General features: G+C 70.5%; 14 protein-coding genes and 1 pseudogene. 9 read left to right on the top strand and 6 right to left on the bottom strand.

Annotation, left to right across the window (positions count from 1 at the left end):
- The first annotated feature begins 8 nt into the window (after positions 1–8).
- Positions 9–440 carry a PPOX class F420-dependent oxidoreductase gene (locus tag ABZ896_RS14360; protein ID WP_360927219.1) on the top strand — a complete coding sequence of 144 codons (432 nt, stop codon included), beginning with the start codon at positions 9–11 and terminating at the stop codon, positions 438–440.
- Positions 441–573: 133 nt separating this feature from the next.
- On the top strand, positions 574–993 hold the full coding sequence (locus ABZ896_RS14365; protein ID WP_360927222.1) for a CBS domain-containing protein: 420 nt from the start codon (positions 574–576) through the stop codon (positions 991–993).
- A 36-nt stretch (positions 994–1,029) separates the two neighbouring features.
- Here the strand turns inward: ABZ896_RS14365 and ABZ896_RS14370 are convergent, their stop codons facing one another.
- Positions 1,030–2,157: a magnesium and cobalt transport protein CorA gene (locus ABZ896_RS14370; RefSeq protein WP_360927225.1), complete on the bottom strand. Its 1,128-nt coding sequence runs from the start codon at positions 2,155–2,157 to the stop codon at positions 1,030–1,032.
- Between the two features lie 180 nt (positions 2,158–2,337).
- On the opposite strand from ABZ896_RS14370, the gene ABZ896_RS14375 reads away from it, so the two are divergent.
- On the top strand, positions 2,338–3,132 hold the full coding sequence (locus tag ABZ896_RS14375; RefSeq protein WP_360927228.1) for a methyltransferase: 795 nt from the start codon (positions 2,338–2,340) through the stop codon (positions 3,130–3,132).
- A gap of 178 nt (positions 3,133–3,310) precedes the next feature.
- Here the strand turns inward: ABZ896_RS14375 and ABZ896_RS14380 are convergent, their stop codons facing one another.
- Positions 3,311–4,201, bottom strand: a complete 891-nt coding sequence (locus tag ABZ896_RS14380) for a PfkB family carbohydrate kinase (RefSeq protein ID WP_360927396.1) — start codon at positions 4,199–4,201, stop codon at positions 3,311–3,313.
- Between the two features lie 61 nt (positions 4,202–4,262).
- Positions 4,263–4,975, bottom strand: a pseudogene (locus ABZ896_RS14385) (pseudouridine-5'-phosphate glycosidase).
- A gap of 98 nt (positions 4,976–5,073) precedes the next feature.
- Between ABZ896_RS14385 and ABZ896_RS14390 the strand changes: the two are divergent.
- Positions 5,074–5,502, top strand: coding sequence for a VOC family protein (locus ABZ896_RS14390; protein ID WP_360927230.1), 429 nt, complete (start codon positions 5,074–5,076; stop codon positions 5,500–5,502).
- 47 nt (positions 5,503–5,549) lie between these two features.
- Here the strand turns inward: ABZ896_RS14390 and fdhA are convergent, their stop codons facing one another.
- The 3 genes from fdhA to ABZ896_RS14405 all read right to left on the bottom strand — a co-directional run bounded on the left by fdhA (position 5,550) and on the right by ABZ896_RS14405 (position 8,372).
- Positions 5,550–6,776 (bottom strand): formaldehyde dehydrogenase, glutathione-independent, encoded by a 1,227-nt coding sequence (fdhA, locus tag ABZ896_RS14395; RefSeq protein ID WP_360927233.1) that lies wholly within the window; start codon positions 6,774–6,776, stop codon positions 5,550–5,552.
- 120 nt (positions 6,777–6,896) lie between these two features.
- Positions 6,897–7,451 carry a methylated-DNA--[protein]-cysteine S-methyltransferase gene (locus ABZ896_RS14400; protein WP_360927236.1) on the bottom strand — a complete coding sequence of 185 codons (555 nt, stop codon included), beginning with the start codon at positions 7,449–7,451 and terminating at the stop codon, positions 6,897–6,899.
- Positions 7,452–7,508: 57 nt separating this feature from the next.
- Positions 7,509–8,372: a glycerophosphodiester phosphodiesterase family protein gene (locus tag ABZ896_RS14405; protein WP_360927239.1), complete on the bottom strand. Its 864-nt coding sequence runs from the start codon at positions 8,370–8,372 to the stop codon at positions 7,509–7,511.
- A gap of 283 nt (positions 8,373–8,655) precedes the next feature.
- Between ABZ896_RS14405 and ABZ896_RS14410 the strand changes: the two genes are divergently transcribed.
- The 5 genes from ABZ896_RS14410 to ABZ896_RS14430 all read left to right on the top strand — a co-directional run bounded on the left by ABZ896_RS14410 (position 8,656) and on the right by ABZ896_RS14430 (position 15,838).
- Positions 8,656–9,525 (top strand): MHYT domain-containing protein, encoded by an 870-nt coding sequence (locus ABZ896_RS14410; RefSeq protein ID WP_360927242.1) that lies wholly within the window; start codon positions 8,656–8,658, stop codon positions 9,523–9,525.
- Positions 9,526–9,638: 113 nt separating this feature from the next.
- Complete coding sequence (gene uvrB / locus ABZ896_RS14415) at positions 9,639–11,768, top strand: excinuclease ABC subunit UvrB (protein WP_360927245.1); 2,130 nt, start codon at positions 9,639–9,641, stop codon at positions 11,766–11,768.
- Between the two features lie 131 nt (positions 11,769–11,899).
- Entirely contained in the window at positions 11,900–12,478 is a 579-nt protein-coding gene (locus ABZ896_RS14420) for a TerD family protein (RefSeq protein ID WP_360927248.1), read from the top strand.
- 52 nt (positions 12,479–12,530) lie between these two features.
- A complete protein-coding gene (locus ABZ896_RS14425; RefSeq protein WP_360927251.1) occupies positions 12,531–14,606 on the top strand; it encodes a TerD family protein in 2,076 nt (691 codons plus the stop codon).
- Positions 14,607–14,836: 230 nt separating this feature from the next.
- Positions 14,837–15,838, top strand: a complete 1,002-nt coding sequence (locus ABZ896_RS14430) for a TerC family protein (protein WP_360927254.1) — start codon at positions 14,837–14,839, stop codon at positions 15,836–15,838.
- Positions 15,839–15,857 lie beyond the last annotated feature (19 nt).

Here is a 15,857-nt window from a genome sequence, read left to right on the forward strand (position 1 = left end):
GTGGCCGCATGACGACTTCCTCTCCCGGGTCCGTTTCCGCATCCGCATCCGTCTCCTTCGACGACTCCGTACGCGCCCTCCTCGACGGTAAGAACTTCGCCAGCGTCGCCACCCTCGGCCCCGACGGCGCGCCCCAGAACTCGGTGGTCTGGATCAAACGCGAGGGCGACACCGTCCTCTTCTCCTCCACCGACGGCCGCCAGAAGGTACGCAACCTCCGCCGCGACCCCCGCATCAGCCTCTCGGTCTACGACCTCGCCAACCCCTACAGCTCGGTCGAGATCCGCGGCACTGCCGAACTCCTCCCGGACCCCGACAAGCGGCTCCCGCACGACCTCTCGCACAAGTACCTCGGCATCGACCCACCCGGCGAGAAGGACGACGAGGTCCGCCTGATCATCCGCGTGGTCGCGCGGAAGATCGTGGGCTTCTCGGCCTGAGCCGCCGTCCCGCCGCCGAAGGGCGGCCCCGGGTTCCGGGTGCGGGTGCCGAGGGGCGCGGCGAGAATGTAGGGCGCCGGGACTTGCGGTGCCCCTCGCGCCGCGCCGGCCGCCCGGCATCGGGAGGTACTCCATGACCACCGCCGGAGACATCATGCACCGGGGCGCCCAGTGGATCCCCGCCCACGAGACCCTGGACCGCGCCGCCCAGCTGATGCGCGAACTCGGTGTGGGAGCCCTGCCGATCAGCGACGAGAACGAACGGCTGTGCGGCATCCTCACCGACCGCGACATCGTCATCGGCTGCGTGGCCGTGGGCCACGACCCCTCGAAGATCACCGCGGGCGAGATGGCCCGGGGCACCCCGCGCTGGATCGACGCGGGCGCCGACGTGGACGACGTGCTCCACGAGATGCAGGAGCACCAGATCCGCAGGCTCCCCGTCATCGAGAACAAGCGCCTGGTCGGCATGATCAGCGAGGCCGACCTCGCCCGGCACCTGACGGAGGAGCAGATCGCCGGGTGGGCCGAGAGCGTCTACGCCCGCCGTTGACCCGCCCGCCTGCGGTCCGCTCGCGGATCGCCCCGGTCACAGCCAGCCGTTGCGCCGGAAGCCCCGGTACAGCACCAGGCACGCGACGGCTATCACGCCCATCACCAACGGGTAGCCGAACGTCCAGTGCAGCTCCGGCATGTGGTCGAAGTTCATGCCGTACACCCCGCAGACCATGGTCGGCACCGCGATCACCGCGGCCCAGGCCGTGATCTTCCGCATGTCCTCGTTCTGTGCGACCGTCACCTGCGCGAGGTGCGCCTGGAGGATGGAGTTGAGCAACTCGTCGAAGGCGGCGATCTGTTCCTTGGCGCGCAGCAGATGGTCGGAGACATCGCGGAAGTACGCCTGTATCTCCGGGGCGACCACCTGTATCGGCCGGGTGGAGAGGTCCTCCAGTGGGCGGCTGAGCGGCACCACCGCCCGCTTCAGCTCCAGGAGTTCGCGCTTGAGCTGGTAGATGCGCCCCGCGTCGACCCGGGCGCCGTTCTCCGCGAACACCGCCGTCTCGACCAGGTCGATGTCCGACTGCATGGAGTCGGTGACGTTCAGATAGTCGTCCACCACATGGTCCGCGATCGCGTGCAGCACCGCGGCCGGCCCCTTGGAGAGCTGCCGGGGGTCGGACTCCAGCTCCTCGCGGAGCGGACCCAGCGATCCATGGCTGCCGTGCCGGACCGTGATCACGAAGTCCTGGCCGACGAACACCATGATCTCGCCGGTGTTGACCACCTCGCTGGTCGCCGTGAGTTCCTCGTGTTCCACGTAGCAGACCGTCTTGAACACCGCGAACAGCGTCTCGCCGTAGCGCTCCACCTTCGGGCGCTGATGGGCCTCGACCGCGTCCTCGACCGCCAGCGGGTGCAGGTCGAAGAGGTCGGCGATGCCCTCGAACTCGTGGTCGGACGGTTCGTGCAGACCGAGCCAGACGAAACCGTCCCGGGTCTTGCGCAGGTGTTCCACGGTGTCGACGAGATCGCCGTCCGTGGGGACCCGTACCCCTTCCTTGTACGTCACGCAGTTGACCACCGAGGTGCCCAGCGGGGACCGGGCGTGGTGGCTGAGGTCGACGCGCGGGCGCCGCCTGGCCAGCCGTGCCACCTTGCGCAGGCCGCCGACCCTGCCCAGGCCCGTGACCTTGCGCAGATTCCCTGCCATGGACATCTGGATCTCCTTGCGTGGATCTCCCCGTTCGACGCGTTTCCGCGCCCTGGCGAGCCAGTGTGCCAGGCCGACGTAAGCACCGGGTGAGCCTGTGGAAACGGGACATTCCGCTAAGTTCCCGCCTGTGGACAACTCGCGTCGACCGCTCCGGACAAGCCCGGCAACTGGGATGATCGCGTCATGACGCGAACCGACGGGTATCTCCTCGCCAACCAGCAGGCGGAGGCGGCAGAACGTTTCGACGCCTTCGCCACCCTCTTCGACCCCACGACCTTCCGGCACCTCGAAGGATTCGGCATCGGACCCGGCTGGCGCTGCTGGGAGGTCGGCGCCGGCGGCACGTCCGTGGTGTCCTGGCTGGCGAAGAAGGTCGGCCCGACCGGGAAGGTCGTCGCGACCGACATCGACACCTCCCGGCTCGTGCCCGCGGCCCGCCCGCCGGTGGACGTCCGCGTCCACGACGTGAGCGCCGAGGAACCGCCGGGGGAGGGGTTCGACCTGGTGCACGCCCGGCTCGTCCTCGTCCATGTCCCGGACCGGGAACGGGCGTTGCAGTCGATGATCAAGGCGCTGCGCCCCGGCGGACGGCTCCTGCTGGAGGATGCCGACCCCGCGCTCCAGCCCTTGACCTGCCCCGACGAGTACGGTCCCGAGCAGCAGTTGGCCAACCGGCTGCGCCAGGGCTTCCGCAAGCTCCTCGCCGACCGAGGCGCCGACCTCTCCTACGGCCGCCGGCTCCCGCGCCTGCTGCGCGAGGCGGGGCTCCGCCAGGTGACCGCCGACGCGTACTTCCCGCTCGCCTCGCCCGCCTGTGCCGCCCTGGAGTCCGCCACGATCCGGCAGATCCGCGACCGGCTCGTCACGGAGGGCCTCGCCACGGACGAGGACATCGACCAGCACCTCGCCAACGTCGCCTCCGGCACGATGGATTTGGCCACGGCCCCGCTGATCTCGGCGTGGGGGCGCAAGGCGTAGGAAGCGGGAGGAGAGCGGGAGCGGACGCGCCGACCGCCGATGTGTCGACGCGCCGCCCGCCGACTTGCCGACTGCAAATGAGCCGACCGCCGACGCGCTGACCGCCGCTCGGCGATCGGGCGGCCAGGCGACTATGTGGCCGGGTGGCCAGACGGCCAGACGGCCAGACGGACGAGCGTCAGCCCGCCCCCGGCGGCCTCCCGCCCATCCGTTCCACCGCCGGCGCCCCCGCCCGGCACCCCTCGGCCGCCGCCTTCTCGGGATCCGCGCCCGTCACCAAGGCGGCCAGGAACGCGCCGGTGAACGCGTCACCGGCGCCGGTGGTGTCCCGGGGTGTCGCCGGTACGGCAGGCACCTGGACGCCGACGGCGCCGGACCGGGCGATCAGCGCGCCGTCCGCGCTCTGCTCGGCGACCACCAGTAGTACGTGGCGGCTCAGTTCGGCCGCCGCGTCCGCCGTGTCGGGGAACCCGGTCAGCAGACACGCCTCGTCCCGGCTCGGCAGCAGGACGTCCATGCCCGCGACGAGCTCCAGGAAGCGGCCCACGCCCAGCTCCGTGAGGAACCCCGCCGACGCCGGGTCCAGGCTCACCGGCACACCACGCGCGCGTGCCGCCTCCACGGCCACCGCCACCAGCGCCCGGCTCGTCTCCGAGAACAGCAGGTGCCCCCACAGGTGCAGCCACGCCACACCGTCGAGCAGCGCGTCCGACCAGTCCTCCGGTGCCAGCCGCACCGACGCCCCGCTGTCGGTGATCAACGTCCGCTCGGCCGCGTCCTCCGAGTTGACGAGGCAGATCACCGTCCCGGTCGGCGCGTCGGGATCGACGACGAGATGGGGCCGTACTCCGCACGCGGCCAGCTCCCGCTCGTGCCAGGTGACCGCCTCCGCACCCACCCGCCCGAGCAGCCGTACGTCCGTGCCGCCCTCGTGAGCGGCCCAGCAGGCCACGTTGGCACCGGCGCCGCCCGGCACCGTGCGGATCCTGGCGACCGTGTCCGTACCGCACGCGAGCGGCCCCCGGTGCCGGGCGACGACATCGGTGATGACGTCCCCGACGACCAGCAGCGCACCGTCCGCACCGCCCGGACCGCCAGCACCGCCGGCCTCCGCCGCGCCCCCCGCTCCGTCACGCCCCGGCCCAGGCTGCCGCGATCCGTGCCGCCAGCCGTACGTTGCCCTGTACCGCCGCCAGGTTGGCGCTCAGCGAGGCACCGTCCGTGTGGTCCACGAGGTACTTCAGCAGGAACGGCGTGACCCCCTGCCCGCTCACCCCGGCCTCCTCGCACGCCTGGAGCGCCTCGGCGAGCACGCGCGCGTGCAGCCTGGGATCCAGCTGCTCGCTTTGGGGCACCGGGTTGGCGACGATCAGCGCCGACTCGGGCCCGTCGACGGCGTCCTGCGCCCGCATGACGTCCGCCACTTCGCGCGGAGACTCCAGCGTCCACTCCACGGGGTGCCCTGAGTCGGACAGGTAGAAGCCGGGGAACCGGTCCGTGCCGTATCCGGCCACCGCGACCCCGAGGGTCTCCAGCCGCTGGAGCGTCGCGGGCACGTCCAGGATGGACTTCACGCCCGCGCACACCACGGTGATCCGGGTGCGCGCCCGTCGCGAACACCCGCACCCCGGCCAGGGCGGCCAGCAGCGCCGTTGCCGACACGGTCGTCGCCCCGCTCGCCCCTGAGGCCACCGCGAGCGAGAGATCCCGGTGGCCGACCTTGCGCATGCCGTCCTCGTTGGCGACCCCGCTTCAGCTGTTCCTTGTCCAGGCCAACATGAGCCACCACGGGTCGACGCGCGTCGATCGCCTCGCGCACTTCTTCGGACACCACCAGCACCACGTGCCTGCCTCCCGTCGTTCGGTCTTCCCTGATCTCTGGCGGACGACGGGGCCGGTCAAGCCCTTGCGGGCTGTGGGGGAGGACACCAGCCTGGGGGCATGACGGACAACTCGACACGTCTCGACCATGTGGTCCTCTGGGTGCACGACCCGGTGGCATCGGCCGACTTCTACGAGAAGACGCTCGGCATGCAGCCGCTGAGGCTCACCGACTTCGCCGCCGGAGTGGTGCCCTTCCCGTCCGTACGGCTCAACGACGAGACCATCCTCGACCTGATGCCGCTCGCCATGGCGGAGCGCATGAGGATGGTCCCCGGTGCCGCCGAGAGCGCGGGACACCCCGTCAACCATGTCTGCCTCGCTCTGCCCGCCGACGATTTCGAGACACTCCGCACCCGCCTGGAGGAACAGGCGGTTCCGGTTTCGGGCATCTCCCACGACTCCTACGGAGCCCGCGGCATGGCCAAGCGCAGCTTCTACTTCCGTGACCCCGACGGGAACGTCTTCGAGGCACGGCACTACGACTAGCGAACGAGGGGTCACGCACGCGCGCGTGGCCCCTCGCCGCGGTGCGGTCAGACCGGCCGTACGCCGTCCAGCGCCCCATGCGGATTCAGCACGTACTTGCGGCTGGCGCCTTGGTCGAACTCGGCGTAGCCGCGCGGTGCGTCCTCCAGCCCGATGACGGTCGCGTTGACCGCCTTGGCGATGTGCACACGGCCGTGCAGGATCGCCATCATCAGGCTGCGGTTGTACGTCATCACCGGGCACTGTCCGGTCGTGAAGCGGTGGCTCTTGGCCCAGCCGAGCCCGAGCCGCACCTTCAGCGTCCCGCTCTTGGCGTCCTCGTCGACCCCGCCGGGGTCGTCGGTGACGTACAGGCCGGGGATGCCCAGCGCGCCGCCCGCGCGTGTGACGCCCATCAGGGAGTTGAGGACGGTCGCGGGCGCCTCCGGGGCGTCCCTGCCGTGCGCGCGTGCCTCGAAGCCGACCGCGTCGACCGCGGCGTCCACCTCGGGCTCCCCGAGGATCTGCGCGATCTGCTCCTCCACGCTGCCCTGCGACACGTCGACGGTCTCGCAGCCGAAGCTGCGCGCCTGCGCGAGCCGCTCGGCGTTGAGGTCGCCGACGATGACCACGGCGGCGCCCAGCAGCTGTGCCGACGCGGCCGCCGCCAGACCCACCGGGCCCGCCCCGGCGACGTACACCGTCGAGCCGACGCCCGCGCCCGAACTCACCACGCCGTGGAAGCCGGTCGGGAAGATGTCCGACAGCATGGTCAGGTCCAGCAGCTTCTCGCGGGCCTCGTCCCGGTCGGGGAACCTCAGCAGGTTGAAGTCCGCGTACGGGACCATGGCGAACTCCGCCTGGCCGCCGACCCAGCCGCCCATGTCGACATAGCCGTAGGCCGCGCCCGGACGGGACGCGTTGACGTTCAGGCAGATGCCGGTCTTGCGCTCCTTGCAGTTGCGGCACCGCCCGCAGGCGATGTTGAACGGTACGGAGACGATGTCGCCGACCTCGACGAACTCGACGTCCGGCCCCCGTTCGACGACCTCTCCGGTGATCTCGTGGCCGAGGACCAGTCCCTCGGGCGCGGTCGTCCGCCCGCGCACCATGTGCTGGTCGCTTCCGCAGATATTGGTGGCGAGCACCTTGAGGATGACCCCGTGCCGGCATTTCCTGCCGACCGCCTCGGGGGACACCCCCGGCCCGTCCTGGAGCTCGAGCGTCGGATGGTCGACGGTCCTGACCTCCACCGCGCCCGGCTTGAGATACGCGACTGCCCTGTTCCCGCTCATGTCTGATTCGCCGTCCCTTCGGCTCCGAGCCCTCGGATGCCAGTGGCTGTGCGCACGGCGGAGTCTGCTACCGCCTCGCCCTTCCGGCCAGCCGTCGCGCGCGAACCGCGGGAACTGCTCTCAGAACAGCGGCTCGGGCAGCACGCCCTCCAGGGCGAGCAGCTTCCGCTTGGTCTCCAGGCCCCCGCCGAACCCGCCGATGCCGCCGTCACTTTCGACGACCCGGTGGCAGGGCACCACGACCGGCAGCGGATTGGAGCCCATCGCCACCCCGACGGCCTGCGCGGCCCCCGGCTGCCCGACCCGCCGGGCCAGGTCGCCGTAGCCGACGACCGAGCCGAACGGCACCCCGGAGGCCAGCTCGCGCAGCACCTGCCGGTTGAAGCCCGAGATCAGCGACCAGTCCAGCGGCAGCTCGAAGTCGTGCCGCGCGCCCGCGAAGTACGCCTCGACCTGGCGTATCGCCTCGGCCAGCAGCGGCGAGCCGGGCGCCTCGACCGGCTCGTCGCCCAGCCGGGACGCCAGCTGCTTCAACGACCTGTCGCGCACCGCGTCCGTGGCGTGGAAGACCACGTTGACCAGACCCTCGGGGGTCGCGGCCAGGAGCAGCGGGCCGATGTCCGTCCCGACGACGGCCCACACGATCCGCTGCTCGTCCCGCTCATCGCTGTCCATGCGCCCCACCGTACGGGCCGCCACTGACAACCCGTGCCGACCTGCGGAAACGGCCCGCTACTCGCCCAGTGCGGCCCGCACCGTGTCGGGCCTGTTGGTGATGACCCCGTCCACGCCGTACCCCGCGACCAGCCGGGCGGTGTCCGCGGTGTCCACCGTCCAGGTGAAGACCTCCAGCGGCCTGCCGTGCGGGCCCGTGAAGGCGTGCACGGCGGAGACGTACGCCGTGGAGATGGAGCCGTACGACGGGTTGATCTGGTCGACGAAGGCCGCGTACCCGGGCAGCCTCGCGACGGACGGTGTACCGAGGAAGCCCGTCCTGACCGCGGGCTTCAGTTCGTGGACGGTGCGCAATGCGGCCGCGCTGAAGCTCTGCACGACCAGCCGGTCCCGGTGCCCCTGGTCGAGCCAGCTCTCGTTGGCGAGGAGCTTGAGGGTCTGCTTCTCGATGCCGGGGTACAGCTCGGGGTTCTTGATCTCCAGAAGGAGCTTCTGGTGGTGCAGGTCGACACGGTCCAGGTACTGCTTCAGAGTCGGCACGCGCGTGCCCCTGAACGCCTTGCCGAACCAGCTGCCGGCGTCCAGGCGGGCGATCTCGGCTGCGGTGAAGTCCCTCACCTTCCAGGGCGCCCGGCGGGGGTAGACCTCCTCGACATCGGTGGTGCGTCGCAGGTTGTCGTCGTGCAGGACGACGAGTGTGCCGTCCCTGGTGCGCTGGACGTCGTTCTCGACCCAGTCGATGCCGAGCGCGGCCGCCTTGTCGACGGCCGGGAGGGTGTTCTCGGGGGCGTGGGCGGAGGCGCCCCGGTGGGCGATGACCTCGGTCCGCGCACTCGCGGCCCGGACGTCGGAGGCGGGCAGCAGGAGGGCGGCGGTCCCCAGGAGCGCCATGGCCGCGGCGGCCGCGACACGCGCGTGCATACGTACTCCTCGCGTCGAGCAATCACGTACAGCACCACTGTGACAGCACCGGGTCACCGGCAGGGCGGTACAGAATGGCCACAACCCGAAGGCAGGTGCCCCAAGTCCGCTCACTGGTGCCGCACAACTGGGGCAAGGACGTGTTTCTTTGCCGGAAAATCGTTCGACCATTCCGGTGGGGGTCATACTCTCTGCCTCACTCCTGACCGCCGAAGCGGTCCAGGGAGGGGGGGCGTATTCCGGGAAATTCCAGGACGCACGAAGGCGGGAAGGGCAGCCGCGCATGCAAGGCACGGTCGACGGATTCAGCTACGGACTCGTCACACCGCTGGTGGCTTACTTCATGGCCTGCCTGGGCGGAGCCCTGGGCCTGCGCTGCACCACCAGATCCATGCTGGTCAGCCGCTCCTGGCGGCCCGGCTGGCTGGCTCTCGGATCCGCCGCGATCGGTTCGGGCATCTGGACCATGCACTTCGTCGCGATGATGGGCTTCAAGGTCGTCCAGGCGCCCATCCACTACGACAAGGCGATCACGTTCGCGAGCCTGGGCGTCGCCATCGTCATGGTGGGCATCGGCGTCTTCATCGTCGGCTACCGCGGCGCCCAGGGCACGGCCCTGATGACCGGGGGCGCCATCACCGGCCTGGGCATCGCCTCCATGCACTACCTCGGCATGGCCGGGATGCGCCTGAACGGCAGGCTGGAGTACAACACGCTCACCGTCGCCGCCTCCGTGGTGATAGCCGTCGTGGCCGCCACCGCCGCCCTGTGGGCCGCCGGGCAGGTCCGCGGGTTCCTGTGGAGTGTAGGCGCGAGCCTGGTCATGGGCCTTGCCGTCACCGGCATGCACTACACCGGCATGGCCGCCCTCAGCGTCCATCTCCACGGCACGGGCACCCCCGGGACCGGCGACTCGCCCGCCTCCCTGCTCTGGCCCATGCTGATCGGCCCGCTCGCCTTCCTGCTGCTCGCCGCGGTCGTCGTGATGTTCGACCCGCTGATGGTCATGGGCAAGCCGGTGTGGTCGCCCGCGGAGAACAAGCCGGGCGTGCCCGCCCGTGAACTCGTCCCGCACCCCTCCGCCCGCCGCCCCTCGCTGCGCACCCGACGACAGGCGGACCCCCACGGCTCCCGCACGCCCCAGAAGCGCTGACCTGAAGCGTCGGCCCACAGGCTTTGCGGAACACTCGGTTCCGATCGTGTGCGACCCCCGATGCGATCCCCGACGCGACCCGGTTGTCAGTGGTGGGTCGTACGGTGGATTCCATGCGGCCCGTTTCCCACATCGAACGTACGGTGGCGCCCTTCGAGGTCGTCAGCCCCTACCAGCCCAGCGGCGACCAGCCGGCGGCCATCGCCGACCTGGCCAGGCGCATCGAGGCAGGTGAGAAGGACGTCGTCTTGCTCGGTGCGACCGGCACCGGAAAGTCCGCCACCACCGCGTGGATGATCGAGAAGCTCCAGCGCCCCACGCTCGTGATGGCGCCGAACAAGACCCTGGCCGCCCAGCTGGCGAACGAGTTCCGCGAGCTGCTGCCGAACAACGCCGTCGAGTACTTCGTCTCGTACTACGACTACTACCAGCCCGAGGCGTACGTCCCGCAGTCGGACACCTACATCGAGAAGGACTCCTCGATCAACGAGGAGGTCGAGCGGCTGCGCCACTCCGCGACCAACTCCCTACTCACCCGCCGCGACGTCGTCGTGGTCGCCTCCGTCTCCTGCATCTACGGCCTCGGTACGCCCCAGGAGTACGTCGACCGCATGGTCCCCCTCAAGGTCGGCGAGGAGATCGACCGCGACCAACTGCTGCGCCGCTTCGTCGACATCCAGTACACCCGCAACGACCTGGCCTTCACCCGAGGCACCTTCCGGGTGCGCGGCGACACCATCGAGATCTTCCCGGTCTACGAGGAGCTCGCCGTCCGCATCGAGATGTTCGGCGACGAGATCGAGGCCCTCTCCACGCTGCACCCGGTCACCGGCGAGATCATCAGCGACGACGAGCACCTGTACGTCTTCCCGGCCTCCCACTACGTCGCCGGACCCGAGCGCATGGAGCGAGCCGTCAACGACATCGAGAAGGAGCTGGGGGAGCGCCTGGCCGAGCTGGAGAAGCAGGGCAAGCTCCTGGAGGCCCAGCGCCTGAGGATGCGCACCACGTACGACCTGGAGATGCTCCGCCAGATCGGCTCCTGCTCCGGTGTCGAGAACTACTCGATGCACTTCGACGGCCGTCTGCCCGGCTCCCCGCCGAACACCCTGCTGGACTACTTCCCGGACGACTTCCTCCTCGTCATCGACGAGTCGCATGTGACCGTGCCCCAGATCGGTGCCATGTACGAGGGCGACGCCTCCCGCAAGCGCACGCTCGTCGACCACGGCTTCCGCCTCCCCTCGGCGCTGGACAACCGCCCCCTGAAGTGGGAGGAGTTCACCGAGCGCATCGGCCAGACCGTGTACCTGTCGGCGACCCCCGGCAAGTACGAGCTCTCGCGCGGGGACGGCGTCGTCGAGCAGATCATCCGGCCGACCGGCCTGGTCGACCCCGAGGTCGTCGTCAAGCCCACCGAGGGCCAGATCGACGATCTGGTGCACGAGATCCGCACCCGCACCGAGAAGGACGAGCGCGTCCTCGTCACCACGCTCACCAAGAAGATGGCCGAGGACCTCACCGACTACTTCCTGGAACTCGGCATCCAGGTCCGCTATCTGCACAGCGACGTCGACACCCTGCGCCGCGTCGAGCTGCTGCGCGAACTGCGGGCCGGTGAGTTCGACGTCCTGGTCGGCATCAACCTCCTGCGCGAGGGCCTCGACCTGCCCGAGGTCTCGCTGGTGGCGATCCTCGACGCCGACAAGGAGGGCTTCCTGCGCTCCGGGACCTCCCTGATCCAGACCATCGGCCGCGCGGCGCGCAATGTCTCCGGCCAGGTCCACATGTACGCCGACAAGATCACCCCGGCGATGGAGAAGGCCATCGACGAGACCAACCGCCGCCGGGAGAAGCAGGTCGCGTACAACACGGAGCGGGGGATCGACCCGCAGCCGCTGCGCAAGAAGATCAACGACATCGTCGCGCAGATCGCCCGCGAGGACGTGGACACCGAGCAGCTGCTCGGCTCTGGCTATCGCAAGGGGGCGAAGGACGGCAAGGGCGCCAAGGCTCCCGTGCCCGCCCTCGCCAAGGCGGGCGGTGCCAGGAACTCCGCGAAGGGCAAGGACACCCCGACCGACCGCCCGGCGGCCGAACTCGCCGAGCAGATCGAGGACATGACGGCCCGGATGCGCGCCGCCGCAGCCGACCTCCAGTTCGAGATCGCGGCCCGGCTGCGCGACGAGGTCTCCGAGATGAAGAAGGAACTCCGCCAGATGAAGGAGGCGGGCCTGGCCTGAGCCCCGTCGCGGTGTGTTGCAAGACCGACACAAAGTGCGGTGCGAGGTGCGTCACTGTCAGTGGCCCTGCGTAGGGTTCTGGACAACCGCGGGCGCCGCGGCAACAGGGGACCGGGAGAGGGGACCAGCGCGTGACCGTCAACATGACCAAGGGTCAGGCCATCAGCCTGCAGAAGGACGACGGCGGCAGCCTGACCGCGGTGCGCATGGGCCTCGGCTGGCAGGCGGCACCTCGGCGCGGCCTGTTCGGCTCCCGCACCCGGGAGATCGACCTCGACGCCTCCGCCGTCCTGTTCGCGGACAAGCAGCCCATCGACGTGGTCTTCTTCCGGCACCTGGTGAGCGACGACGGCTCGGTCAAGCACACCGGCGACAACCTGGTCGGTGGCGCGGGCCAGGGTGGTGACGACGAGGCGATCCTGGTCGACCTGGCCCGAGTCCCGGTCCACATCGACCAGATCGTCTTCACCGTGAACTCCTTCACGGGCCAGACCTTCCAGGAGGTGCAGAACGCCTTCTGCCGTCTGGTCGACGAGAACACCGGCCAGGAACTCGCCCGTTACACGCTCGCCGGCGGTGGCTCCTACACCGCCCAGATCATGGCGAAGGTGCACCGGTCCGGCCCGGGCTGGACGATGACGGCCCTCGGCTCCCCGGCCAACGGCCGAACCTTCCAGGACCTGATGCCGGCGATCCTGCCGCACCTGTAGGCCGCGCCGCGCGGCATCCCGACCGACACCACGACAGCAGGGGGACGAGGCGATGGCGGCCGAGCTGGTGCGGGGGCAGAACCACCCGCTCTCCCACGTCCGTCTCGAGATCCGGATCTCGGCCGGCACACCGGTCGTCGCCGGGGCCACGCTCGGTGACGAGCACGGCAAGGTGCACGGCGTCGAGTGGGTCGCCCACCCGGGCGCGCCCACCCTGCCGGGGCTGGAGGTCTCCCGGCAGGCGGCCGCCGACCACCGCCTCGCCGTGGACCTCGGTGCGATGCCGGAGGCCGTCCACCGGGTCGCCGTGCTGCTGGCGCTCCCCATGACGGCGGACGGCCCCGGGCGCTTCGGCGCGGTCGCCGCCCCGTTCGTCGCCGTCACCGGCCTGGACGGCACCGAGATCGCCGGCTACACCCTCATCGGCCTGGACACCGAGACCGCCGTCGTCGCCCTGGAGCTGTACCGCAGGCAGGGCGCCTGGAAGGTGCGCGCCGTCGGCCAGGGCTACGCGGGCGGTCTCGTCGAACTCCTCACCGACCAGGGCCTGCCCCAGGCCCACCAGCTCGCGAGCACCGTCCAGGAAGCGGTGGCCCGCTCCCTCGCCCGCTCGGTCCAGACCCCCGCGCAGGCACCCGCCGTACCGCCGCGTCCCGTGTCCCCGTACGGCGTGCAGGGCGCCCCGGCGCCGGGTGCACCCCAGCCCGGGTACTCCGACGGCCTTGCGCCCTCCGGCACCTCGGCAGCCCCGCACCCGACCGGGCCCACGGGCTCCCCGGCCGCGGAGCCCGCCGCCGGAGCGCCGGGGGCGGCAGGCGCCGACCCCACGGGCTCGCCCGGCGGCGCCGGACCGGCCCGGACGCCCACCGGCCCCGGATCCACCCAGGAGCCCACCCCCGCGGGCCCGGTCGACTATCGGCACCCACGCCGCGGACACAGCACCTCGCCCCCGCCCACGCAGTCACCGACCGCCGCGACTCCCTCTCCGCCCGGCCAGCCCGCGCCGCCCGTCGCCGGGGACGCGACCGGCTGGTCCATGGAGGAGCGGCTCTACAACCAGGTGTGGGGCATGTTCGAGGACCTCGCCCGCACCACGGCCGCGTACCGCAGCGCCGTCGACTTCGCCGACTCCCGGATGGAGAAGGAGCTCGACCAGGCACTGGCCGACCCGCGCAACAGGATCGGCGGCCAGGGCGACACCGCGCGCGAGGCGGCCCGCGCCAAGCACGCCCAGCTCGTCGAACAGGCCCGGGCCGCCTTCGACCGGGACCTCGCCCAACTCACCGCCGAGTCCGAGGTCGTCGAGCCCGCCCTGCCCCCGGCGTACGCCCGCTGGGACAGCCCGGTCTGGCACGGCTACAGAGTGCCGTTCGAGTCGCCCATGGCCGTCCGCCTCGGCGACCTGTGTCTGCCGGAGTCGGCCGAACTGCGCATCCCGATGCTGATCCGGCTGCCGCTGGAGCGCGGTCTGTGGATCGACAGCGGAGCTTCCGGCTCGCTCGACGGTTCGTTCGTCGACGCGCACACGCTGAGCGGACTTGCCATGGACACGGCCGTGGCGCTCGCGGCCCGGCTCCTGGCCGTGCATCCCGCCGGCTACTACACCGTGCACGTCATCGACCCGGCCGGCTCGGCGACGCGAGCCCTGGCCCCGCTGGGGCGCACCGGAGTGCTCGCCGCCCCGCCCGCCGTCGGCGCCGCAGGCGTCGCGGAGACCCTCGCGCGGCTCACCCAGCGGGTCGACCTGGTGCAGATGGCGGTGCGCGGCGGCGCGGCCGACTCCCTCCCGCCGGGCCTGGACACCTCCGAACAGCTGCTGATCGTCAACGACTTCCCGCACGGCTTCGACGACCGTGCCGTCAACCAGCTGCGCTACCTCGCGGACGAGGGACCGGCCGTCGGCGTCCATCTGATGATGGTCGCGGACCGTGAGGAGGCCTCCGCCTACGGCCCCCTGCTGGACCCCCTCTGGCGCTCACTCATGCGCCTGACCCCGGTGCCCGACGACCACCTCGCCGACCCCTGGGTCGGTCACGCCTGGACCTACGAACCGGCGCTCGCGCCGCCCGGCAGCGAGGTGCTCCAGCAGGTCCTCACCCAGGTCGCCGCCGCCCGTACCAAGTACTAGTAAAGCCATCCCTACCTGGGGCTTTGACCTTTCTTTTGCCCTTCACTTTACCTTTCCTTGGTGATTGGGGTACTGTTGTCCGTACGGAGGGGAGTACTCCCTGTCGATGCGGCGTACCCGTCAATACGGACCGGCTTCCGGTCCCGGGGCGTCGGCCCACCGTGGGTGGAAGAGACCTCCGGCAGCGCAACGACGCTGGTTACTTGCCGTTACGTACTGCCGGAGGCGCAGTGGAAGTTTCTACGACCCTGTGGGTCCTGACCATCGTGGGCCTAGCCGCCCTCATCGCGGTCGATTTCTTCATCGGCCGCAAGCCGCACGACGTGTCCATCAAGGAAGCGGGCATCTGGACCATCGTCTGGATCGCCCTGGCCGGCCTCTTCGGCCTCGGTCTGATCGTCTTCGGTGGCGGACAGGCCGGTGGCGAGTTCTTCGCCGGCTTCATCACCGAGAAGTCCCTCAGCGTGGACAACCTCTTCGTCTTCGTCCTGATCATGGCGAAGTTCGCGGTGCCCTCGCAGTACCAGCAGCGGGTGCTCCTCGTCGGTGTCCTCATAGCCCTGGTGCTGCGGGCGATCTTCATCGCGGCCGGAGCCGCGATCATCGCCAGCTTCTCGTGGGTGTTCTACATCTTCGGCGCCTTCCTCGTCTGGACCGCCTGGAAGCTCATCCAGGAGGCCCGCGCCGACGAGGAGGAAGAGGAGTTCGAGGAGAACAAGCTGCTCAAGGCCGCCGAGCGCAAGTTCGGTGTCGCCGACCGCTACCACGGCACCAAGTTGTGGATCGAGCAGAACGGCAAGCGGGTCATGACCCCGATGCTCGTCGTGATGCTCGCGATCGGCACCACCGACGTGCTCTTCGCGCTCGACTCGATCCCCGCGATCTTCGGTCTGACGCAGGACCCGTACATCGTCTTCACGGCCAACGCGTTCGCTCTGATGGGCCTGAGGCAGCTGTACTTCCTCATCGGCGGTCTGCTGCGGAAGCTGGTCCACCTCAGCTACGGCCTGTCGATCATCCTCGGCTTCATCGGCGTCAAGCTGGTCCTGCACGCCCTGCACGAGTCCGGGGTGCACGTCCCCGAGATCAGCATTCCGGTCTCGCTCGGCGTGATCTGCTCGGTCCTGGTCGTCACCACGATCACCAGCCTGAGGGCGTCGAAGAAGCAGGCGGCGGCCGAGGCGGCGCAGAGCAGTGGCGAAGGCGCTCCGAAGGACAGCATCGAGGCCTGACCACGGAGAACGTAGGAAG

Origin of the sequence: Streptomyces sp. NPDC047072 (assembly GCF_040643855.1) — a bacterium.
In the GTDB taxonomy this organism is placed as follows: Bacteria; Actinomycetota; Actinomycetes; order Streptomycetales; family Streptomycetaceae; genus Streptomyces.

Coding starts and splice junctions, on each gene's coding strand:
- ABZ896_RS14390 (WP_360927230.1), top strand. CDS start 5,074: ATGACGGACAACTCGACACGTCTCGACCATGTGGTCCTCTGGGTGCAC.
- ABZ896_RS14370 (WP_360927225.1), bottom strand. CDS start 2,157: ATGTCCATGGCAGGGAATCTGCGCAAGGTCACGGGCCTGGGCAGGGTC.
- ABZ896_RS14425 (WP_360927251.1), top strand. CDS start 12,531: ATGGCGGCCGAGCTGGTGCGGGGGCAGAACCACCCGCTCTCCCACGTC.
- uvrB (WP_360927245.1), top strand. CDS start 9,639: ATGCGGCCCGTTTCCCACATCGAACGTACGGTGGCGCCCTTCGAGGTC.
- ABZ896_RS14410 (WP_360927242.1), top strand. CDS start 8,656: ATGCAAGGCACGGTCGACGGATTCAGCTACGGACTCGTCACACCGCTG.
- ABZ896_RS14360 (WP_360927219.1), top strand. CDS start 9: ATGACGACTTCCTCTCCCGGGTCCGTTTCCGCATCCGCATCCGTCTCC.
- ABZ896_RS14375 (WP_360927228.1), top strand. CDS start 2,338: ATGACGCGAACCGACGGGTATCTCCTCGCCAACCAGCAGGCGGAGGCG.
- ABZ896_RS14400 (WP_360927236.1), bottom strand. CDS start 7,451: ATGGACAGCGATGAGCGGGACGAGCAGCGGATCGTGTGGGCCGTCGTC.
- ABZ896_RS14405 (WP_360927239.1), bottom strand. CDS start 8,372: ATGCACGCGCGTGTCGCGGCCGCCGCGGCCATGGCGCTCCTGGGGACC.
- ABZ896_RS14365 (WP_360927222.1), top strand. CDS start 574: ATGACCACCGCCGGAGACATCATGCACCGGGGCGCCCAGTGGATCCCC.
- fdhA (WP_360927233.1), bottom strand. CDS start 6,776: ATGAGCGGGAACAGGGCAGTCGCGTATCTCAAGCCGGGCGCGGTGGAG.